The organism is Rhodococcus sp. 66b (genome assembly GCF_002076325.1).
Taxonomy (GTDB): domain Bacteria; phylum Actinomycetota; class Actinomycetes; order Mycobacteriales; family Mycobacteriaceae; genus Rhodococcus_F; species Rhodococcus_F erythropolis.
In genome coordinates this window covers 79,103-101,064 of record NZ_MUZB01000012.1, presented here as the reverse complement: position 1 = coordinate 101,064, position 21,962 = coordinate 79,103, and the positions used below count along the sequence as shown (strand labels likewise).

Annotated in this window: 20 protein-coding genes; 4 read left to right on the top strand and 16 right to left on the bottom strand. The window is 63.7% G+C overall.

Going from position 1 to position 21,962, the window contains the following annotated elements; translation table 11 throughout:
• Positions 1-91: 91 nt before the first annotated feature.
• The gene (locus B0E55_RS22235; protein WP_020907428.1) at positions 92-517 is read left to right on the top strand and encodes a pyridoxamine 5'-phosphate oxidase family protein; all 426 of its coding nucleotides are present in this window, start codon (positions 92-94) and stop codon (positions 515-517) included.
• A 76-nt stretch (positions 518-593) separates the two neighbouring features.
• On the opposite strand, the gene B0E55_RS22230 is transcribed toward B0E55_RS22235, so the two are convergent.
• The 5 genes from B0E55_RS22230 to B0E55_RS22210 all read right to left on the bottom strand — a co-directional run bounded on the left by B0E55_RS22230 (position 594) and on the right by B0E55_RS22210 (position 6,337).
• Positions 594-1,373 (bottom strand): nuclear transport factor 2 family protein, encoded by a 780-nt coding sequence (locus B0E55_RS22230; RefSeq protein ID WP_021343990.1) that lies wholly within the window; start codon positions 1,371-1,373, stop codon positions 594-596.
• The gene (locus tag B0E55_RS22225; RefSeq protein WP_080910481.1) at positions 1,370-3,100 is read right to left on the bottom strand and encodes an acyl-CoA dehydrogenase family protein; all 1,731 of its coding nucleotides are present in this window, start codon (positions 3,098-3,100) and stop codon (positions 1,370-1,372) included. The genes B0E55_RS22230 and B0E55_RS22225 overlap by 4 nt, the downstream gene beginning before the upstream one ends.
• Before the next feature lie 58 nt (positions 3,101-3,158).
• Positions 3,159-3,818: a rhomboid-like protein gene (locus B0E55_RS22220; protein ID WP_021343988.1), complete on the bottom strand. Its 660-nt coding sequence runs from the start codon at positions 3,816-3,818 to the stop codon at positions 3,159-3,161.
• A 22-nt stretch (positions 3,819-3,840) separates the two neighbouring features.
• Positions 3,841-4,512, bottom strand: a complete 672-nt coding sequence (locus tag B0E55_RS22215) for an O-methyltransferase (protein ID WP_020969392.1) — start codon at positions 4,510-4,512, stop codon at positions 3,841-3,843.
• 79 nt (positions 4,513-4,591) lie between these two features.
• Entirely contained in the window at positions 4,592-6,337 is a 1,746-nt protein-coding gene (locus B0E55_RS22210; protein WP_020969391.1) for a proline--tRNA ligase, read from the bottom strand.
• A gap of 55 nt (positions 6,338-6,392) precedes the next feature.
• Here B0E55_RS22210 and yaaA point away from each other — a divergent pair, with 55 nt between their 5' ends.
• Complete coding sequence (gene yaaA / locus B0E55_RS22205; protein ID WP_060939566.1) at positions 6,393-7,136, top strand: peroxide stress protein YaaA; 744 nt, start codon at positions 6,393-6,395, stop codon at positions 7,134-7,136.
• A gap of 12 nt (positions 7,137-7,148) precedes the next feature.
• Here yaaA and B0E55_RS22200 read toward each other — a convergent pair whose 3' ends face one another.
• The 10 genes from B0E55_RS22200 to mqo form a co-directional block, all read right to left on the bottom strand.
• Positions 7,149-8,657: a protein adenylyltransferase SelO gene (locus B0E55_RS22200; protein ID WP_198538441.1), complete on the bottom strand. Its 1,509-nt coding sequence runs from the start codon at positions 8,655-8,657 to the stop codon at positions 7,149-7,151.
• Between the two features lie 35 nt (positions 8,658-8,692).
• Positions 8,693-9,121 carry a CBS domain-containing protein gene (locus B0E55_RS22195; protein WP_007735005.1) on the bottom strand — a complete coding sequence of 143 codons (429 nt, stop codon included), beginning with the start codon at positions 9,119-9,121 and terminating at the stop codon, positions 8,693-8,695.
• 80 nt (positions 9,122-9,201) lie between these two features.
• Positions 9,202-10,698 (bottom strand): MFS transporter, encoded by a 1,497-nt coding sequence (locus B0E55_RS22190; RefSeq protein WP_019748047.1) that lies wholly within the window; start codon positions 10,696-10,698, stop codon positions 9,202-9,204.
• Between the two features lie 11 nt (positions 10,699-10,709).
• A complete protein-coding gene (gene cobA / locus B0E55_RS22185; RefSeq protein ID WP_019748046.1) occupies positions 10,710-11,936 on the bottom strand; it encodes a uroporphyrinogen-III C-methyltransferase in 1,227 nt (408 codons plus the stop codon).
• Complete coding sequence (locus B0E55_RS22180) at positions 11,933-12,346, bottom strand: cobalamin biosynthesis protein (protein ID WP_080910479.1); 414 nt, start codon at positions 12,344-12,346, stop codon at positions 11,933-11,935. Before B0E55_RS22180 ends, cobA begins: the two co-directional genes overlap by 4 nt.
• Positions 12,330-13,706, bottom strand: coding sequence for a cobyrinate a,c-diamide synthase (locus B0E55_RS22175; protein WP_020969387.1), 1,377 nt, complete (start codon positions 13,704-13,706; stop codon positions 12,330-12,332). The genes B0E55_RS22180 and B0E55_RS22175 overlap by 17 nt, the downstream gene beginning before the upstream one ends.
• Positions 13,700-14,314, bottom strand: coding sequence for a cob(I)yrinic acid a,c-diamide adenosyltransferase (cobO, locus tag B0E55_RS22170; RefSeq protein ID WP_019748043.1), 615 nt, complete (start codon positions 14,312-14,314; stop codon positions 13,700-13,702). Before cobO ends, B0E55_RS22175 begins: the two co-directional genes overlap by 7 nt.
• Before the next feature lie 21 nt (positions 14,315-14,335).
• Entirely contained in the window at positions 14,336-16,300 is a 1,965-nt protein-coding gene (locus B0E55_RS22165; protein ID WP_080910478.1) for a magnesium chelatase subunit D family protein, read from the bottom strand.
• A gap of 224 nt (positions 16,301-16,524) precedes the next feature.
• Positions 16,525-17,001, bottom strand: a complete 477-nt coding sequence (locus tag B0E55_RS22160; RefSeq protein WP_003942808.1) for a GNAT family N-acetyltransferase — start codon at positions 16,999-17,001, stop codon at positions 16,525-16,527.
• A gap of 11 nt (positions 17,002-17,012) precedes the next feature.
• Positions 17,013-18,551 carry a malate dehydrogenase (quinone) gene (gene mqo / locus B0E55_RS22155; protein WP_020907417.1) on the bottom strand — a complete coding sequence of 513 codons (1,539 nt, stop codon included), beginning with the start codon at positions 18,549-18,551 and terminating at the stop codon, positions 17,013-17,015.
• 146 nt (positions 18,552-18,697) lie between these two features.
• On the opposite strand from mqo, the gene B0E55_RS22150 reads away from it, so the two are divergent.
• On the top strand, positions 18,698-19,747 hold the full coding sequence (locus B0E55_RS22150; protein WP_019748039.1) for an alpha/beta hydrolase: 1,050 nt from the start codon (positions 18,698-18,700) through the stop codon (positions 19,745-19,747).
• Positions 19,744-21,120 carry a mycothione reductase gene (gene mtr / locus B0E55_RS22145; protein WP_080910477.1) on the top strand — a complete coding sequence of 459 codons (1,377 nt, stop codon included), beginning with the start codon at positions 19,744-19,746 and terminating at the stop codon, positions 21,118-21,120. Before B0E55_RS22150 ends, mtr begins: the two co-directional genes overlap by 4 nt.
• Before the next feature lie 77 nt (positions 21,121-21,197).
• On the opposite strand, the gene B0E55_RS22140 is transcribed toward mtr, so the two are convergent.
• Complete coding sequence (locus B0E55_RS22140; RefSeq protein ID WP_003942671.1) at positions 21,198-21,743, bottom strand: alpha/beta fold hydrolase; 546 nt, start codon at positions 21,741-21,743, stop codon at positions 21,198-21,200.
• Positions 21,744-21,962: the final 219 nt, after the last annotated feature.

Here is a 21,962-nt window from a genome sequence, read left to right as displayed (position 1 = left end):
CTGTTCGCATTGCGAACGCATGTTCATAATGAGCACATCGATTGTGTACGGAGTCACAACGCCATGTCAAACGTCGCGGTAATCTCGAGGAATGGCACTCTCCGAAAATGAGCGTGAACAGTTTCTGGCCGAACCCCACATCGGGGCGCTGTCCGTAGCGGACGGCACCGAACGCGGTCCGTTGACCGTCCCGATCTGGTACCTGTATTCACCCGGTGGCAAACCATGGATCCTCACGGGCAAGGATTCGCGAAAGGCTCGACTCATCGAGTCGGCCGGGCATTTCTCGTTGATGGCCGAAAGGCTCGATCCGACAATCCGTTACGTCAGCGTCAGCGGATCCGTCGACAAGATCGTTCCGGGCACCGACGAGATGCTGGTCGAAGTCTCGCGGCGATACCTGACCCCGGACAAGGTCGACGGATATCTCGAATTCGCGCGATCGCAGTTGGGCGAGCAGGTAGCGATCTACATGAATCCGCAGCACTGGCTGTCTGCGGATCTCGGGGCGATCTGACACTTCACCGAAAAGCGAAGGCTCGGCGCGCCGGAGTGGCGCGCCGAGCCTGACCTGCATGCGAGTGCTCTCGGTATCAGCTCTCGGTGAAGAAGCGCACCCGATTGAGGCGATGACCGCTCGCCTCGAAGCCGAACAGGGCGATGGCCGGTTCCCCGCACACGATTACGCTCGCCGTCACAGTTCGACCGGCAACCAGCATCTTGCTCTTGGTCACGCCGGTGAGCAGAGCGTTGACGTCAGCATTGGACAACTGCGTCCCCGCCGGAAGCTCGACGGGTACCGGCGGCGTTCGACCGACAGCGGCCGCATCGAGGAACCGCGAAGCCGCCTTCTTGCCTTTGTCTCCGACTCCGAAGATGCCGCGCGAGAATCCGAGCGCTCCGCCGATCCCCTGGTTCGAGAGCAGCTGCGGGGTCAACTTCGCGGCAGCCTTCACCCCGGCAACGCCGGCGGTAGCGAGCTGGCTCAGCATCGTTGCCAATTCCCAATGCGCATAGAGGGTTCCGATCCGCAAGGAATCGGGCTCCCCCACCAAGTCGTAGCGCAAATGCATCGGCACGTCGAGGACGACTCCGGTCGACATCTCGGTAGCGAGGCTCAGATCGCGCCACACTGTGCGGCCGCACACGATATCGCGCTCGACGTGGAAGGTGATCGAATTGGGGGCGATGAACGTGTCGTAAAAACTCTCGATCGCCGCCTGCCCGTTATGCGGACGTGAACCTACAGGGTCGTTGATCTGGCCCTCTTCGGCAAACAGCGCAACCCAGGTCGAGCGATCATGCGCGCCGACGGCTTTCGGGGATCCCTCCACGACGGCCATCAACTGCTCACGTACCACCGGCGCGGTCATGCGCGCATCTCGTATGCACCGTCGTACGCCTTGACCTGCTGCCACACCCGGTCGAAGCGTTCACTGTCCACAACAGGCTTCCGCACTGCGGCCAAGGCCCACTTCTGCTGCTCCGGCGTCGACGACGGCTTTCCGTGCAGTGCGATCGCGTATCCCGAGAAGTCGCGAATCTGGAAGTCGAAGATCTGATCGACAACGTCGGCGTCGAGTCCGCTGATCTCGGCCTGCTCGAGAATCAGATGACCGTAGACGACGAGGGAGAACAGGTGCCCGACATTGAGCATGAAATCGAGATCCTTCTGCTGCTGCGCGTCCGGCGCTGCGGCAGTGAGCAATTCGGTGAGTGCGATCGCCTGCTCGTAGAAACGAGCGACGTTCGGGATCGAAGAGTGCTTCTCGTAGACGGGCTTCCACTCGTGGAACTGGATCTTCGCAGCGCCGCGGGTCGGTCCCTGATTCCAGAAGAACTCGTCGTCGGCTGCGTCGTCGCGCGTGACGATCTCCGGGAACTCCGCGGGGTTGAACAGGTAGTTCGGCAAGAACTTGAGGATCAGGCCGACGTTGACGTGGACGGTGCCCTCGAGCTTGGGCAGCGTGCCGATCATCTGCGCTGCTTCACGGAAGTACGTGGACTTCTCGTACCCCTTTGCCGCGATCACGTCGTGCAGCAACCCGACGACCTTTTCACCTTCCGAGGTGACCTTGGCCTTGGTCATGGGATTGAACAGCAGGTAGCGACGGTCTTCGAGGCTGGCGCTGCGGAAGTAGTCGACCGCCCGCGCGCTGAACTGTTTCATCGCGATCAGACGTGAGTACGCGTCGACGAAGGCGGCGCGTACATGGGCGAAGTCGGTGACCGGATTACCGTAGAGAATTCGATTCTGCGCGTGAGTGATTGCTTCGAAGAACGCATGTTCGGTGATCCCGATGGAGCCGGTGCACAGGTTGAACTTTCCGACGTTGACCGTGTTGAGCGCGGCCTCGAATGCGGCGACGCCGGTGTGCAGAATGTCTTCCTCGCGCACCGGGTAGTCGTCGAGGCGGAAATTGCTGACGTACATTTGCCCGCGCAGGACATTGTCCACAAGCTGATAGTTCGGATGTGCACTGTCGGCGACGAAGAACACGTAGCCTTCGGGACCCTCGACGTCGGTACGACGCCCGAACACAGACACCATTCCGGCTACGTTGCCGTTTCCGATGTAGTACTTCTCGCCGCTCGCGCGGAAGGCGACGTCGCCGTCGGTGGGAGTGAGAAGCATGTCGGTGGAGTACACGTCGGCGCCGTGATCACGCTCGGACAGGCCGAACGCCATGACACCACCGTCGACGAGTTCCTGCGCTGCACGCTTCTTCGCTGCGTCGTTGTCACTCATCCAGATCGGTCCGAGTCCGAGGATCGTGACCTGCCAGGCGTACCAGTAAGCGAGTCCGTAGAAACCGAAGATCTCACTCAAGGCCGCGTTGCGGGCACCGTCCCAACGACGGTTCTCGTCACCGTCGGCGAATGCCGCCGGAGTCTGGAACGTCGCGAACAACTTCTCCTTGCCGACGAACTCGAGAAAGTCGGAGACCCACACTGCGTCGAGGTCGTCCTGAAGCAGTTGCTTCTTGCCGCGGCTCTCGAACCATTCGACGGTGGCTCGCAGCAAACGGCGGGTCTCCGGATCGAACTGAGCGGGGTCGTAAGTATGGGGGTTGAAGAGCAATCCATCGGTGCCAGACACGTCATTACCTTTCGTCGATGACGCTAAACTACCAGCGGGTAACTTTCCGCGGTGCGATTCATGGAAGACCTGCGATTCTTCGCGAATGCCACAGGTCCATCGGATTCCACGTGCCCGCCCGAGCACGCGTGATCGGATAGCACGCCAATCCCAGCAACAACGCAGACATGTGGCCGATGGCGGTGAAATTGGTGGCGAAAATCAGAGGTACACCGTAGAAGAGCAACAGCCCCGCGAGATAGACGTATCGCCACGGATCGACGATGCGGTACACCAGAATCCCCATGATGCCGGCCAGACCGTAGCTCACTCCCACGTCGAGAGTGTTGACCGCCGACTCCGCCACGTATCCGTGCCGAATACCTTCGTACAGAACACCTTCGCTGATGTACGTGGCTCCGACGTGGGCGATGACGACAACACACAGCCACCGCCACGTCCCGAGCCAACGCTCAGCCGTTGCATGAAAGATGGTGAAGAGAACCAGGTATCCCAACCAACCGCCACCTTCGAGCCAGAAGGCACTCGAGAACAGGACTCGTAGCGGGTCTTCGGCCAGGTGATGCAGATTGGTCGAGCGCTTGCCGAGAAAACGCTCCTCGACATTGTCAGGCAGATGCCGGAGGAACAGCGTGGTGAACAGCAGGGCAAGCAACCAGACATAGGTACCGGGAGCACTGCGCACCCATCGCCATGCCGCCTTTGCTGCCCCCAGCATCCTCACCGCTTCGAGTCTGCGCTCACTCGTTCACTACTGCAACGGCAAACCCGTCCCACCCCTTCGAACCCACGGTTTGAATGGCGGTGCCGTCGAGTTTCGGCTCGGCCGCGATCATCTCCAACACCGCTCGACTCGCTTTGACGCGCTCATCGTCGATATCCGGGTTGGACACATGTCCCCCACGCACCACGTTGTCCACGATGATGACGGTTCCGGGATGCGAAAGGGCCAACGCCCACCGCACGTACTCGGTGTTGTTCTCCTTGTCGGCGTCGATGAAGACCAAGTCGAAAGGTCCCAACTCTTCCTTCGCGATCGACGGGAGGCTGTCGAGCGCGGCCCCGACGCGGACGTCGACACGGTCAGCCAAGCCGGCGCGCTCGATATTCGCCCGAGCGACATCCGCATGAGTGGGATCGAATTCCAGCGTGATGACCTGGCCCGAGGGGCCGACCGCGCGAGCGAGCCAGATCGTGCTGTATCCGCCGAGCGTTCCGATCTCGAGGACATTGCGCGCCAAGCACATTCGCGCCAGAAGGTTGAGGAGCTTGCCCTGGTTCGGCGCCACGTCGATGGGCGGGAGACCGGCCTCGGAGTTGGCGGCGAGTGCCGCGTCGAGAACCGGATCTTCACCTACCAACGTGGAAACGAGATAGCCGTCGACTTCTGCCCAATCCGGTTCGCGTTCCATAGCCACGATTGTGGCAGAAAAGAAGGGCCGCCGCAGACACCTCGGAAGGTGGCTGCGGCGGCCCTGACGACTATTCGAATCAGCCGCGAACTGCGCTGATGATCTCCTCGATCGCCGAGTCGGCGTCGATCTCACGGCTCTCGCCGGTGAAGCGGTCGCGAATCTCGACCTTGCCGTCGGCCCAACCACGGCCGACGACAACGATCAGCGGAACACCGATCAGCTCGGAGTCCTTGAACTTCACGCCAGGCGACGCCTTACGGTCGTCGAGAATCACTTCGAGTCCGGCACGGTCGAGTTGCGCGGCGAGGCCTTCGGCGCCTTCGCGCGCGGTCTCGTCCTTGTTCGCGATGACGAGGTAGACGTCGGCCGGTGAAACCTCGGCAGGCCAGCGCAGACCCTTCTCGTCATGGTGCTGCTCGGCAATGACGGCCACCAGGCGCGAGACGCCGACGCCGTACGAACCCATGGTCGGGCGGACGGGCTTGCCGTTCTCGGCGAGGACGTCGACGGTGAAGACGTCGGTGTACTTGCGGCCGAGCTGGAAGACGTGCCCGATCTCGATACCGCGAGCCGAGACCAGCGTGCCGGCTCCGTCGGGAGAGGCGTCGCCGTCACGAACCTCGGCGGCTTCGATGGTTCCGTCAGGGGTGAAGTCGCGACCGGCAACGAGGCCGACCACGTGCTTGCCGTCTTCGTCGGCGCCGGTGATCCAGCTGGTGCCGTCGACGACGCGCGGGTCGACAAGGTAGCGAACACCGTTGGCCTGCAGAGCCTTCGGGCCGATGTAACCCTTGGCCAGGAACGGGTTGTTCTTGAAGTCGGTCTCGGTGATCATCACGAACTCGGCCGGCTCCAGTGAAGCTTCGAGGCGCTTTTCGTCGACCTCACGGTCGCCGGGGATGCCGATACCGAGCAGTTCCCACTCGCCGCCGGGCAGGCGGGTCTTGACCATGATGTTCTTGAGAGTGTCGGCGGCGGTGATGGTGCGGCCGAGGTCGGCACCGTTCGCCCAGTCCACGAGGGTGTCGATGGTGGGTGTGTTCGCGGTGTCGTACACCTTCGCTTCGGGTAGCCCGTCGAACGGAATCGAGTCGGGAACAACAGTCTTGACGGCCTCGACGTTGGCGGCGTAGCCGGATTCGAGGCAGCGCACGTACGTGTCTTCGCCGATCTCGCTCTCGGCAAGGAACTCCTCGGACGCGCTGCCGCCCATCGCACCGGAGGTCGCCGAGACGATGACGTATTTGACGCCCAGACGCGTGAAGATCTTCTCGTAGGCACCGCGGTGCGCCTGGTACGACTCCGTCAGGCCTTCGTCGCTGAGGTCGAAGGAGTACGAATCCTTCATGAGGAATTCGCGACCACGCAGAATGCCCGCACGCGGACGCTCTTCGTCGCGGTACTTGGTCTGCACCTGGTACAGGGTGACCGGGAAGTCCTTGTACGAGTTGTACTCACCCTTGACAGTCAGAGCAAAGAGCTCCTCGTGGGTCGGGCCGAGCATGTAGTCGTTGCCCTTGCGGTCCTTGAGGCGGAACAGGTTGGGGCCGTACTCGGTCCAGCGGTTCGACGCCTCGTAGGGATCGCGCGGGAGCAGAGCAGGCAGCAGAATTTCCTGCCCACCAATGGCATTCATTTCTTCGCGGACAACACGCTCAACCTCGCGCAGCACCCGCAATCCCAGCGGCAACCACGAGTAGACGCCTGGAGCGATACGACGCACGTAGCCGGCACGAACCAGCAATTTGTGGCTGGCAACTTCGGCGTCCGAGGGATCGTCACGCAGGGTACGCAGGAACAGGTGGGACAGACGGGTAATCACGAGGTGTAAGGATAGTCGCCGCCGTCGGCCGAGCGGGCCTCGGTACGGTTACAGCGTGCTTGTACTGCTGCCTCCCTCAGAAACCAAGTCCGACGGCGGCAAGGATGCGCCCCTCGATCTGGCCGAACTGTCGATGCCACAGTTGACCGAAACGCGCGAATTGCTGGTTCAGACGCTGGTCGATCTGGCCGCTGACGTCGAGGCGTCGTGCGAAGCGCTCGGGCTCGGTCCGACGCAAGCAGACGAAGTGGAACGCAACGCCAAGCTGTGGGTGTCCGCGACGCGGCCCGCGCTGCAGCGCTACACCGGGGTGCTCTTCGACGCCCTCGACGCCAAGTCGTTCACCCGCGCCCAGAGGGCCAAGGCTCTCGATCGGATCGCGATCGGCTCCGCTCTGTTCGGTGCAGTCCGTGCGGGAGATCTGATCCCCGCCTACCGCCTTTCCGGCGGGTCCAAGCTGCCCGGGATGGGCACGCTCCGCTCACTGTGGAAGCCGGAACTGCCGAAGGCCTTGGCGGCCGAAGCCGACGGCCTTGTCATCGATCTACGGTCCGGCACCTACCAAGACCTCGGACCGGTTCCGGACGCACTGATCGCAACGGTCCTCACCGAGAAGCCGGACGGCACCCGCACTGTCGTCAGTCACTTCAACAAGCACCACAAAGGTCTGCTCGCCCGTGCGCTGGTGGTCTCGCGTGCCGAACCGACCGACATCAAGGGTGTTGCGCGGGTGGCGTCGAAGGCGGGCTTGCGCGTCGAAATCGCGTCGGAGCGCGAATTGATCATCCTGACGGATTGATGGCTTCGTCTGTCAAGTGCCACAGAAGGTTTGGAATGTTTCGCTGAAAGACTGCGGAGCCGCCTCGGTGTAGTCAGCCCACTCGTCGCGTCGGCCGAACGGGTGCGTGACCACTTCCAACAGCTTCTCGAAGGGAGCGAGGTCACCGTCGGTCGCGGCGCGCAAGGCCGCATCGAGCCGATGATTACGCGGAATGTACAGCGGGTTGACGCGATCCATCGCGCTCGCGGTCTCCGCGGCCCCGTGTCCGTTTTCGGTCAGGGCTCCCTGCCACCGCTGCAACCAGGGCGCGATGTGCTCCCGTGGCACGAGGTTGTCGAGAGGCACCGAATTTCCGCGCAATTCGTCGGCGAGAGCGCGGAAACTGCCCGTCCAATCAGCACCGTGTTCCGCCAACAACGTCAGCAGATCGTCGACGAGCGCCCGATCGACAAACGGCTGGGCCAGACCGAGCTTTGCCGCGAGACCGGCCGCGTAGTGACCCTCGTAGCGCTCGTCGAAGGTCTCGAGAACTGCTGACGCCGCGGAAATTGCTTCGTCGCGTGTGGAATCGATCAGTGGCAACAGTGTTTCTGCCAAGCGCGCCAGGTTCCACTTCAGTACAGCGGGCTGATTGCCGAATGCATAGCGGCCCCCGTGGTCGATCGAGCTGAACACTGCCGCCGGATCGAACGCGTCGAGGAAGGCACACGGACCGTAATCGATGGTCTCCCCCGAAATTGTCGTGTTGTCGGTGTTCATGACCCCGTGCACGAAACCGATGAGCATCCACCTCGCCACCAGTGATGCCTGCGCCTCGACCACCGCCTCGAGGAACTTCAGGTAGCGATTGTGTGTACCCGTTGCCGGAAGTTCGGTCAGCTCCGGGTAGTGCCGGGCAATCGCGTAATCGGTGAGCGGCTGCAATACCTCGCCCTGCCGGGCCGCGAACTCGAAGGTCCCAACGCGTAGGTGACTCGACGCGATCCGTGCAAGCACGGCACCGGGTTCTGCGCCGTTGCGGCGAACGTCTCGGCCCGTCGCCACCACCGACAGCGCGCGCGTAGTGGGGACACCGAGGGCATTCATCGCCTCACTGACGAGATATTCGCGCAGCATCGGCCCTACGACCGCATACCCGTCGCCGCCCCGAGAGAACGGCGTGCGCCCGGAGCCCTTCAGATGCAAGTCCACTCGCTGCCCGTCAATGCTGACGAGTTCGCCGAGTAACAAAGCCCGACCGTCCCCGAGAATTGGTGCGTACCCACCGAACTGATGACCCGCATATGCCATCGCCACCGGTGTGGCCCCGACCGGCACCGTCGAACCGGACAGGACGCCGATCCCGTCCACACTTCGCAGCGCTGCTACGTCCAATCTCAACGACGCAGCCAGCTGCTCGTTCAGCACGAGCAACTGCGGGTCGGGCGCGGCAGCACCTTGCCACGGCACCGTCAGAGCGCCGAGTTCGTCGGCGAAGGTGCTCTCGAGGCCGGCCACGATGGTGACCGTGCCTGCTGTGGATTCCTGGAATGCGGCCATCACACGAGAATAGTCACCGTGCGACAACCTATCGATCAGCCCTGATCGATGTACGACTCGAGCTGATCGCGTTCGCTCTTGAGCTCGTCGATGCGGCTCTTCACCACGTCACCGATACTGACGATGCCGAGGAGGTTGCCGTCCTCGATCACCGGCAGATGTCGGATTCGACGCTCGGTCATGATCGCGGCAATGCTGTCCACCGCGTCTGCCGGAACGCACGTGTACATCAGAGCGGTCATGACCTCGGAAACCTGGATCCCGAGAAGGTCCGGGCCACGCTCGTGCAGGCGTCGAACGACATCGCGTTCGGAGATGATGCCGACCACCGCGTCGTCGTCGACCACCACCATGGCTCCGATGTTGTGGCGGGCAAGATCGCACAGCAACCCGTTGACCGTCGTGTGGGCGTCGATCGTGACGATGCTGTTGCCCTTGTTTCGCAATATGTCCGCGATCCGCATCACGGCACCCCGATTCGTCGAGACTCTCGGCACGTCCTGCAACGATCGTATCGGCTAGCGAAGCGGAAAAACAGGACTGATCAGGCGATTCCCTGAGCTGCCTTCTCCGCAGCCTGAGCCTGGGCTACCTGAGAAGGTGTGAACCTGATGCACAGCGCCGCGATACCGGCGAACACCGCGCAGACCGCGCAGCCCACAAGCGCGAAGGTGTATCCCTCTCCGAGTGCGATCAATTCCGCCGGATTCATGTCCGCGGCCTTGCCCGAAGTGCCGCCGAGCGAGAGCGTCTTCGACGTCGCCATCGCACCGATCACCGACAGCGCCAGTGGTCCACCGAGCGTCTGGGCAACCTGAGCGATGGCCGTCAGCGGGCCGATCTCGGTCTCCGGGACACCGGCGATCGCGCACAGTGGCAACGGCACCATCGCGAGGCCGATACCGAATCCTATCCCGATCACGGGCACGAACAAGTTGGCCAGGTAGGTGGAATCGGAATCGAGAGTAGATCCGTAGAGGAGTCCGACGATCATGATCACGACGCCGGTGAGGACCAGCCAACGGGGTTGAACCTTTACGGCGAGCTTGGAAGCAACCGACGCGGCGGCGCCCAATCCGAACGCGAACGGAATGAACGCGATACCGGCACGCAACGGCGAATACTGCATGATGTCCTGCACGAACAGTGCGACGAAGGCCGTCATGCTGAACATCGCGCCACCGACGAAGAAGATGGCGAGGAACGTCGCGACACGGTTGCGATCGGCGAACAACGAGAAGGGCAAGAGCGGGTTGTCCGCAGTTCGCTCGACGAAGAGGAAGGCGGCGAGGGCGACCAATCCGGCCGCCAATGCACCGATGACGGCGATACTCCCCCATCCCATTTCCGGGCCTTCGGTGAGAGCAAAAACAACACCGGTACAACCGAGGGTCGCGAGGATCGCGCCGGGGACATCCAAAGCCAGACGCGTCTGATTCGTCTCGCGAAGGGCGCGGAACGCCATGCCGACGAGCGCGATGCCGATCGGGACGTTGATGAGGAAGATCAGACGCCACGACACCTCGGTCAATGCGCCGCCGATGATCAGACCGGCGATCGATCCGACGCCCGTCATGGCGGCAAAAATCGCGATGGCCTGATTACGAGCCGGACCCGCGGCGAAAGTCGTGGCAACAAGTGCGAAGGCGGTGGGCGACGCTACGGCTGCGCCGACACCTTGAAGCGCCCGCGCCGCGATCAACATGCCCTCGTTCAGGGCGAGACCACAGAGCAACGACGCCACCGTGAACAGCGAGACTCCCGCGATGAACATCTTCTTGCGCCCGTACGCGTCACCGAGGCGACCGCCGAGGAGCATGAGCCCACCGAACGCAAGCGCGTACGAGGTCAACACCCAATTACGACCACTGTCGCTCAGCCCGAGGTCTGCCTGCAATGGCGCCAGCGCGAGGTTCGCGACGGTGCCGTCGAGCACCACCATCATCTGCAAACCACTCAGGACGATGATGGCGAGCCCGATGACTCGAGTCGCTACCGGGGCATTCGCCGAAGCGGTTTCAGATGTTGGGGAATCAGACACAAGACTTCACGTTACCCAGCGTCGACGGAAAAGCCCGCGACCGGCCCGATCACGATGATCGCCGGAGGCTTGATCTCCTCGTCTTTGACGCGCTGAGCAACGGTCGCCAGATCGGCCCGAAGTTCACGCTGGGTGCGCAGAGTGCCCTCTTGGATCACGGTGACCGGCGTTGTTGACGGGCGTCCACCGTCGACGAGCGCCCTCGCGAACTGATCGATGCGCTCGACCGCCATGAGCAGCACGATCGTGCCGCGCAACTTGGCCAGTGCCGACCAGTCGACCAGCGAATCCGGATGATCCGGAGCCACGTGACCACTGACGACGACGAACTCGTGGGTGACGCCGCGGTGGGTCACCGGGATGCCTGCGGCCGACGGGACCGAGATCGCGCTCGTGATTCCGGGCACTACGGTCACCGGAACGCCGGCAGCGGCACACGCTTCGAGTTCTTCGTATCCCCGCCCGAAGACGTACGGGTCCCCGCCCTTGAGGCGGACCACGAACTTGCCTGCCTTCGCGTTGTCGATCAGCGCGGCGTTGATGGCCTCCTGAGCCATGGCACGGCCGTACGGGATCTTCGCGGCGTCGATCACCTCGACGTCCGGACCCAGTTCGGCGAGCAACTCCGGCGGAGCCAATCGGTCGGCCACGACGACGTCAGCGCGTGCGAGCAAACGGCGTCCACGCACGGTGATCAGGTCGGGGTCACCGGGGCCACCACCGACGAGAGCTACGCCCGCAGCGGCCGGCTCGGCCGTATCGGCGAGCACGCCCGACTGAAGACCTTCGACGACCGCGGTGCGGACTGCTGCCGAACGACGGTGATCGCCGCCGGCAAGAATTCCGATACTCATACCGTCGTACTCGGCGCTGGCGGGAGTTACCGCGGTGCCGTGCTTCGCGTTGTCGGCGCGCACGCAGAAGATGTGGCGACGCTCCGCTTCGGCGACGATCGCTGCATTGGTTTCCGGCTCGTCGGTCGAGGCGATGGCATACCACGCACCTTCGAGGTCGCCGTCGGCGTACGGGCGCTCTTCGACCGTGATCTGCCCGGCCGTGGCCATACCTTCGACGGCTGGAGTGAACGCGCGACTGATGACGTGAACACGGGCACCAGAGGCGACCAGCAGTCCGAGTCGGCGCTGAGCCACAGTGCCGCCACCGAACACGACCACACGTCGATCGGTCAGGTTGAGGCCGACCAAGTAGTTGGTCTCGTCTGCGGTGGACTCGCTCACTCGCACTCCGTTTCGTCGTCAGAATTGTTCAAGCTGGAGGGAACTTTACGGGCCGCCGCCACGGTCACTCCATCCCTGGCAGTCTTGGCCACTAGGAGCGGGCCGCCCCCGGAGGCGAGGATCGCCGCCGCTTCCGCGACGCTTGCCGTCCCGATCGCGTGCTCGACGCGAGTCGACGGTGACGGAACCTGAACTCGCCCAAGTACGTCCGGGTCGAAACTCACAATCGGGACGTTCAGTTCATCGGCGGCAGCGAGCAGAGCTGCAGACGCCGCCTTGCCGGTCGCAGTGGCGAGGACCACGATCCTCGCTCGCTCCTGCAGCACCGCGTTCACCGCAGCGACGATGTCCTTCGCGGTGGCGCTCGACGTGAATCCAACGCCTATACAGAGGTCATCCCCGTGCGGCATCGACGAACTTCGCGATCGATTCGGGCTGCCCCACCGGATGAGTGTGCAGATACGACGCGTGGACGCCGCCGCGAACAAATCCTTCGCGGACACTACCGCCGTCCCAGGGCCGCCACCCCCACGCACTTCCGCAACCGTCCGCGTCTGCCGAGACGAGAGACGTTCGGTGGAACTCGTGACCGGTGACGCGGGAGCCTGCGTCGAAGAGGGTGGAATCGCTGATCGCCACTGCTTCGCGGTACCCGAGGGTCAGGCGTTTCCCGAATGTGGCATCCACCCCGACAACACCGGCCATGCTGTGACCGTCCAAGCTGCGAGCGAGATAGAGCAGACCGGCACACTCGGCGTGGATCGGTGCGCCGCCGTCCGCCAGGTCACGAACCTGCTGCAGCAGAACGGTATTGGCCGCGAGGTCCACCGCATGCTCTTCCGGGAACCCGCCAGGAAGGACAAGAGCAGCAGTTCCCGCGGGAAGCTCGTCACGCAACGGGTCGAACACCTGCACGTCCGCGCCGGCAGCAGTCAGGAGTTCACGGTGCTCGGCATAGCCGAAGGTGAAGGCAGGGCCGCCCGCCATGGCAACCACGGGACGAGACTCGGCATGTGCGCCGACCTCGGCAACCGGATCCCATGCAGCTGCACCCACGTTCGAGGCGGCCAGTGCACGAACAGCATCCAGTTCGACGTGCGAGGCAATCAAGTCGGACATCGCGTCCACTGCGGCCACAGCGGCGGCGCCGTGCTCGGCCGCCGGAATCAGACCGAGGTGCCGGGAGGGAACTTCTAGTTCCGTCAACCGTGGCACAACTCCGAGCACTGCGACGCCGACCTTGTCGCACGCATGACGCAACACCTGCTCGTGACGAGCGCTCCCGACGCGATTGAGAATGACGCCGCCGATGCGCACACCTGCGTCGTAGGTCGCGAAGCCGTGGAGTACGGCGGCCAGACTCTGACTGTGCCCACGGGCGTCGATCACGAGGATTACCGGCGAACCGAGGATCGACGCGACCTGCGCCGTCGATCCCTCCGCCGACGGCTGCGAGTTGGCCTCGTCGATCTTTCCGTCGAACAGACCCATGACGCCTTCGACCACGGCGATGTCACAGCCGGCGGTTCCATGCCGGTAGAGCGGTCCGATGCGATCCGGGCCGACCAGAACAGTGTCGAGATTGCGTCCGGGCCGCCCGGCCGCGAGTCCGTGATAACCCGGGTCGATGTAGTCCGGCCCCACCTTGAAGGGTGCAACGCTGCTACCGGACCGTCGCAGCGCACCGATCAATCCCGTTGCCACCGTGGTCTTTCCGCTACCCGAGGCAGGAGCGGCGATCACCACGGCCGGAGTGGAAGGACTTACCATTCGATGCCCCGTTGACCCTTTCGGCCGGCATCCATCGGGTGCTTGATCTTCGTCATCTCGGTCACGAGGTCGGCGGCGTCGATCAGCGCCTGCGGGGCGTCACGCCCCGTGATGACGACATGCTGGTTGCCTGGGCGATCGCGCAGTGTCTGCACCACCTCGTCCACGTCCACCCAACCCCACTTGAGCGGGTACGTGAACTCGTCGAGGACGTAGAATCGATGCTCCTCGCCTGCAAGCCTTCTCGCGATCTCCTGCCAACCCTCCGCAGCGGCAGCAGCATGATCTTCCTCGCTACCGGCCTTGCGTGTCCATGACCAACCTTCGCCCATCTTGTGCCACTGCACCGGCCCACCGACGCCGGTTTCGTCATGCAGGTTTCCGAGCGCACGGAACGCGGCTTCCTCGCCGACCTTCCACTTGGCACTCTTCACGAACTGGAACACGCCGATGTCGAACCCCTGATTCCAGGCACGCAGCGCCATGCCGAAAGCGGCGGTGGACTTACCCTTTCCCGGGCCGGTGTGCACGGCAAGTACCGGCGCGTTACGACGCTGACGCGTGGTCAGACCGTCGTCGGGAACTGTCTCGGGAACACCCTTGGGCATCGTGAACTCCTGAGCTGGGATCTAGGCTGCGGCGCGGACGACACCCGCGACCTGCTGCGCTGACAATTCGGCAAGGCGGACGTAACCGCCACGTAGTTCTCGGGCCAACTCGGCTGCCAGCCCCAGACGCACGAGGCCGGTCTCGCAGTCGACGACGATGGAAGCGACGGACGCGTCGGCAAGAAGATGCGCGGCGACGCGGGCGCGGTGCAGCGCGTCCTTACCTCCGGTAGCCCGGCCGTCGGTGAGCGTGACGACGAGGGCGCGGCGCTGCGGGTCACGAAGCCGTTCACGCAGAACCACTTCGCGAGCACGCAGGAATCCCTCTGCGAGTGGGGATTTGCCGCCGGTACGCATCGACTGCAGGCGACGGACGGCGATGTCCACCGAAGAGGTCGGCGGCAGTACGAGCTCCGCTTCACGACCACGCACAGTGATGACGGCGACCTTGTCGCGGCGCTGATAGGCGTCGCGGAGCAACGAGACAACCGCACCGGTGACCGCGGAGAGGCGGTCGCGTGCTGCCATCGACCCCGACGCGTCGACAACGAAGACGATCAGATTGCCTTCTCGCCCTTCACGAATCGCGCCGCGGAGATCAGCAGGTGCCAGCCGCAGCCGTCCAGCAGTGCGGCCGCGCGCAACTTGAGACTCGGCTGCGGCGAAGACCGTGCTCGTCAGATGCAATCCGTGGCCACGTTCCCGCGTGGACCGCACGACTCGTCCACGGGACGACATGGACCGCGAGCGGCGTCCCGGTGCACCTTCGCCGACACCAGGAACCTCGAGGAGCTTGGCCTTGAATTCGCCGGCCGGTGGCGCCGAGGGGCGATCGGTAGCGCGTACTCCCCCACCAGGTCCGTCAGGGTCTTCCGGGCCGTCGTCGTCCGGACCCTCGTCTTCAGGACCGCCGTCTTCGGGGCCACCATCTTCCGGGCCACGGTCTTCGTCAGGGCCACGGTCTTCGGGATTCTCGGGAGGTTCGGGCTCTCCGTCGCGCGCGTCGTCCTCTACCTGCGACTGGGCGTCCTGATCGGCCTGCTCGAGTGCATCGTCCAACTGCTGCTGATCCAGGCCGGGCTCGTCGAACGGATCGCGGCGGCGGCGATGCGGCAGCGTCAGTTCCGCAGCCACTCGCACGTCCTCCGCAGTGACCTCACTGTCGCCTCGCCAGGCAGCGTGGGCGGTCGCGGTGCGCGCCAGCACCAAGTCCGCGCGCATACCGTCGACGTCGAACGACGCACACAGTGAGGCGATACGACGCAGCTCGCGGTTGCTCAGCTCGACCGAGTCCAGTTTCCCACGCGCCGTGAGGATTTCGGACGCGAGCTCTTCATCGGCGGATTCGTACCGAGCGACAAACGCCTCGGGGTCGCGCTCGTAGTCGAGCCGGCGACGCACCACTTCCATGCGTACGTCGACGTCGCGGGAAGCTGCGACATCGACCGCCAGTCCGAAACGGTCCAACAACTGTGGACGCAGTTCTCCCTCTTCGGGATTCATCGTGCCGACGAGTACGAATTTGGCCGGGTGCGAATGGGAGATTCCGTCACGCTCGATGTGAACGCGACCCATCGCCGCGGCGTCGAGAAGCACGTCGACCAGGTGGTCGTGAAGCAGATTCACCTCGTCGACGTACAGAACTCCCTGGTGAGCCGCGGCGAGCAGTCCAGGTTGGAAAGCGCGCTCACCGTCGCGGAGAACCTTCTCGAGGTCGATGGACCCGATCACTCGGTCCTCGGTGGCGCCGACGGGCAGTTCCACCAAGCGGGCCGGTCGTGTCGTTCCGGCGTCGTCGACCGCGGGCAGCAGCGCAGTCAGCGCGCGCACGACCGTCGACTTGGCAGTTCCCTTCTCACCGCGGACCAGGACTCCACCGATCCCCGGATGCACAGCACACAGAATCAGCGCCAACCGCAATTGATCCTGGCCGACCACAGCACTGAACGGAAAGCCCGCCACTGGTCGATCTTCTTCACTTCGCACGTCGATATCCCTCCACCTCTCGGTTTCCTCGCCGAGAATTTGGCTGCACTCGAATGTCGCGGCAACCTGGCTGAGATCTCCCGGTCAGTCGGTAGAGGAGAGATCTTTCACAGTGGCGGGACCGCGCCTGGATCGAACAGGACTTCCCCGCGAACATTCGGTATCGAAAAAACCCTAGTCGGCTCGCTTTTCCACGAGCCGACCAGGGTCAAATCTCCGACAAACTAGCTGACAGCCACGAAAGGCTCTCCCCCGCCACGGCGCATCGGGGTGTGCGGGATGCCGTCTTCGATGAACTCTTCGCCGTCAGCCTTGAATCCGTGCTTGGCGTACATCTCGACCAGGTAGGTCTGGGCGTTGATCCGACACGGCGCTTCGCCGACCTCGGCAAGTGCGGCCTGCAGGAGGCGGGTCGTGTGGCCCTGACCGCGAGCCTGACGCGACGTGCAGAGGCGTCCGATTCGGAAGCTCTTGTTTCCGTCGTCGTGCTCTTCGAGCAGACGGAGTGTGCACACCACCTGGCCGTCCTGCTCGAGCCAGAAGTGGCGTGTTTCCGTCAGCAGGTCCCGCCCGTCCAACTCGGGATACGGGCAGGCCTGCTCGACGACAAAGACCTCCACTCGAAGCTTCAACAACTCGTAGAACGTCTTGTTGTCGAGGTCGAGTGCCCATGAACGCTTCAAAGCTGCTGTTGCCGTCATGGGTTGGACTATCACACAGTCGCGACGGTATCCGCGACCGGAGCCGATTCGGAAGCACCAGCGGAATCGAGCTCGAGAACCTTCGAGGACCAATCCCAGACCTGGTTGAACAGGCCTTCGTTGTCGGTGAGTTTGACGCCGATGGACGGAACCATCTCACGAAGCTTGCCCTTCCAACCCTGGAACTCGGTCGGGAAGCAGCGCTCGAGGACGTCCAGCATCGCCGGGACGGCCGTGGACGCACCGGGCGAAGCGCCGAGCAGGCCGGCGATGGAGCCGTCCTCAGCGGCGACCACAGCGGTACCGAATTCGAGGACGCCGCCCTTGCCCTTGGCACGGCGGATCACCTGGACGCGCTGGCCCGCGGTGATGAGCTCCCAGTCCTGAGCCTGCGCCTTGGGCGCGAATTCACGCAGATCCCAGATGCGACCGGCTTCGTTCTTGGCGAGTTCGCTGACCAGGTACTTGACCAGGCCGAGCTCGCTGACGCCGACGCCGAGCATCGAGAGGATGTTGTTCGGCTTGACCGAGCCGGGCAGGTCCGTGACGCGACCCTGCTTGAGGAACTTCGGCGACCATCCGGCGTAGGGGCCGAACAGCAGACCCGGCTTGTTGCCGATGACACGGGTGTCGAGGTGCGGCACCGACATGGGCGGGGCGCCGACGGCAGCCTTGCCGTAGACCTTGGCGCTGTGCTGGTCGATGAGTTCGGGGTTGGTGCATCGCAGGAAAGCACCGCTGACCGGGAAGCCACCGAAGCCCTTGGCTTCCTTGATGCCGGACTTCTGCAGCAGGTGCAGGGCGCCGCCACCGGCACCGACGAACACGAAGCGCGAGCGAACGGTGCGCTTTTCACCGGTGCGACGGTTGGTGACCTTGACGGTCCAGGACTTGTCCGAGTTCTGGGTCAGGTTGGTGACCTCGTGGCCGAAGTACATCTTGCCGCCGGTCTTACCGATGTAGCCGATGAGCTGCTTGGTGAGCGCTCCGAAATCGACGTCGGTGCCGTCCTGGCTCCAGTTCAGGGCGATGGGATCGGAGAAGTCGCGTCCCTTGGCCATGAGCGGCAAACGCTCGCTGAACTCGGCCGGATCGTCGATGTACTCCATGCCGCGGAAGAGCGTGTGGCCGGCAAGTGCGTCGTAGCGAGCACGCAGGTACTTGGCGTTGGCCTCACCGTGAACGAAGCTCACGTGTGGGATGGGGTTGATGAATTCCTTGGGCTGGGTCAGGACGCCCTGCTCGACCGCGTGTGCCCAGAACTGGCGGGACACCTGGAACTGCTCGTTGACGTTGACGGCCTTCTTGATGTCGACCGTGCCGTCGGAGTTCTCCGGGGTGTAATTGAGCTCACACAGGGCGGAGTGACCGGTTCCCGCGTTGTTCCAGGGGTCGCTGCTCTCGGCTGCGACGGCATCGAGCCGCTCGAAGGTCGAGATCGACCAATCGGGCTGCAGCTGGCGCAGCAATGCACCCAGCGTGGCGCTCATGATGCCTGCGCCCACGAGCACTACATCCGTCTTCGTCTCTACCGCGTTCTGATTCGACACTGGAGAATCGACTTCCTTGTCATTAGCCGTGCGCGCATCCGCCTGCTGTGTTACGCCGAATAGGTTACCCGTGCGTACTCGCGCGGTTCACCACCCCCAATTGTGCTCTACAACGCGCACCCGAAACGACGATTAGATTGTGATTTGTGACTACTTGGGTTCCAGACGTCCTCGGTGACGGATATCAGCAGCTGACGATCCCGCTCGGAACGGATCCGGACGGCGAAGGCGAGGTGGACGCAACACTGGTCCGCTACCAACCGCGGAAGGAGGCGGTGAAGACACGTCGTGCCGTCTTGTACGTGCACGGATTCACCGACTACTTCTTCCAGAAGCACCTGGCCGAGCATTTTGCCGAGCAGGGCTACGCATTCTTCGCACTCGACTTGCGCAAGTGCGGGCGATCCCTCAAGCCGGGACACACGGCGCACTACGTCTCCGACCTTGCGCTCTACGACGCCGAACTGAACGAGGCGCTGCGCATCGTCCGCAGCGAGACCGACGGGAGCGAGGTGCTGCTCATGGCGCACTCGACCGGAGGTCTGATCGTTCCGCTGTGGCTGAACCGTTTGCAGCGCAAGCCCGGTGGCAGCGACGGCGCCGGAATCTGCGGGCTGGTGCTCAACAGCCCCTGGTTCGATCTTCAGGGCCCCTCGGTGGTTCGTAACGTGGGAACCTCCGCGATCGACGCCCTCGGTCGGGTATCGGCGAAGACGGTGATCCCGGGAACCGGACTACCGACTTACGGTTCCAGCCTTCATGTTTCGGCAAACGGAGTGTGGGACTACAACCTCGACTGGAAGCCGCTGGCCGGCTGCCCCGTCACCTTCGGCTGGATGCGGGCCGTCCGAGCGGGTCACGCGAAACTTCACCGCGGCCTCGACATCGGAGTGCCTGCGCTGATTCTGCGCTCGAAGAAGTCGCAGTTCGCCAAGGCGTACAACCCGAGCGTCGACCTCGCCGATTCCGTTCTCGACGTCAAGCAGATCGCACGCTGGGCGGGTTGCCTCGGCGATCGCACCACCATCGTCCCGATCGACGGCGCCCGTCACGACGTGTTTCTTTCGACCGAGAAGCCCTTGGCCACAGCCTTTTCCGAACTCGACCTGTGGCTGGAGTGGCTCGACGGCCACCTCACTCCGGCCGCAGAAAGTTCGGCAAGCACAGCAAGCAACACACAGGAGATCGCGCAGTGACGCACTACGACCTTGCAATCATCGGCAGCGGATCCGGAAACTCGCTGCCCGACGAGCGGTTCGACGGCAAGAAGATCGCAATCCTCGAAGAGGGCACCTTCGGCGGAACGTGTCTCAATGTCGGGTGTATCCCGACCAAGATGTTCGTCTACGCCGCCGAGGTGGCACGCACCATCACCACTGCCGAGAAGTACGGCGTCGACGCCACGCTCGACGGCGTCCGTTGGTCCGACATCGTCAAGCGTGTCTTCGGCCGCATCGATCCCATTTCTGCAGGTGGTGAGCGGTACCGCAGCGAAGACAGTCCCAACACCACCGTCTACCGCGGCCACGCCACGTTCACCGGCGACAAGACGATCGACACCGGAACCGGCGAGACGATCACCGCCGACCAGGTGGTCATCGCTGCCGGTTCGCGTCCGATCATCCCGGAAGAGATCGCGTCGAGTGGTGTGAAGTACTACACCAACGAAGACATCATGCGACTGCCCGAACTTCCCGAGCACCTGGTGATCGTCGGCTCAGGATTCATTGCCACCGAGTTCGCACACGTGTTCTCCGCGTTGGGTTCTCGCGTGTCGATCATCGGTCGCAGCCAGAGACTGCTGCGGCACCTCGACGACGAGATCTCCGAGCGCTTCACCGAGTTGGCCGAACAGAAGTGGGACGTCCATCTGGGCTCCCCCCTCACGTCGGTACGCGGCGACGGCGACAACATTGCCGTCGAACTGGCAAACGGCACAGTCGTTTCCGGTGACGTTCTCCTCGTCGCGGTGGGTCGTCAGCCGAACGGTGACCTACTCGGTCTCGACAAGGCCGGCGTTGAACTCGACGACAAGGGCTCGGTCGTGGTCGACGAATACCAACGCACCACCGCCGAGGACGTCTTCGCACTCGGTGACGTCTCGTCGCCGTACCAGCTCAAGCACGTCGCCAACCATGAAGCGCGCGTTGTTCAGCACAACCTGCTCCAGGACGCTTGGAAGGACACGTCCGGGCTTCGCAGCACCGATCACCGCTTCGTGCCGGCAGCCGTGTTCACCGACCCGCAGATCGCCGACGTCGGAATGACGGAGAAGCAGGCTCGCGACGCCGGACTCGACATCACCGTCAAGGTGCAGGCATACGGCGACGTCGCGTACGGCTGGGCGATGGAGGATCAGGAGGGCATCTGCAAGGTGATCGCCGAACGCGGCACCGGACGCATACTCGGCGCCCACGTCATGGGTACGCAGGCTCCGACCGTCATCCAGCCGCTCATTCAGGCGATGAGCTTCGGTTTGTCAGCTCAGGACATGGCACGCGGCCAGTACTGGATCCACCCGGCCCTGGCCGAAGTGGTCGAGAACGCGCTGCTCGGCCTCGACATCTGAGCCCCGCAGCCCTAATGACGCCGAAAAGGCGGGCACTCCGCGCAGTGGGAGTGCCCGCCTTTTCGTAGGTCAGAGTTTCACCAGGGGCTGGTACGCAGCACGATCTCGGTTGCGAGTTCGGCCGGTGCCGACTTAACGACGTCGTCGACACCCGGAAGTTCCGTCACGCGGAAGTCGGAGTACACGAAACGACCGCTGGCGTCGGCGATGGCCCGACCTCCACTGCCCACGACTACGGTGGTCGGAACCTCGACCGGCGGTACGCCGGCAATATCGCTGGCCGACGGATGCCCACGGTCCACGGCGATCAAACTCGCGAAGCGGCCGAACTGACGTGCAGCCAACAGCCACGCGAGATCGGCGCCCTCCCGGTGACCGACCAGATTCACCCAGGCGATGTTCAACTCGTCCAGAAGTACCACTGCCGAGGTCTCGTCGAGATTCTCGATCGATTCCACCGCGACGGTCCGCAGATCCGAATGGTGCAGTCGCTCACACACATCGTCGTACAAGTCGACGGGGTCGCCCTTGCCGGGGAGCAGGAGTACCGCATGCTTGCTGACCGGCCCGTCGATCCGAACGGTGCACGAACCACTGCCCACCGCTACTCGAGTCAATTCCATGTCTGGAAACGGTACGCGATCCACACTGTGGAGGACCCTGGAGTCGACAGAAGTATGACCACTCATACATTCTCACCACCGCCGGCGAGTCCGATTTGTTCGCTCTGCACCGCCTCTCCCCTGAGCGAAAGTGGCTTTCGGCGCACCTGAGGCGACCGACGTACCGTTCGCTCGAGGTGGGGGGTGGGCGAAGCACCGAGCGTCTGACCGGAGGAAGCG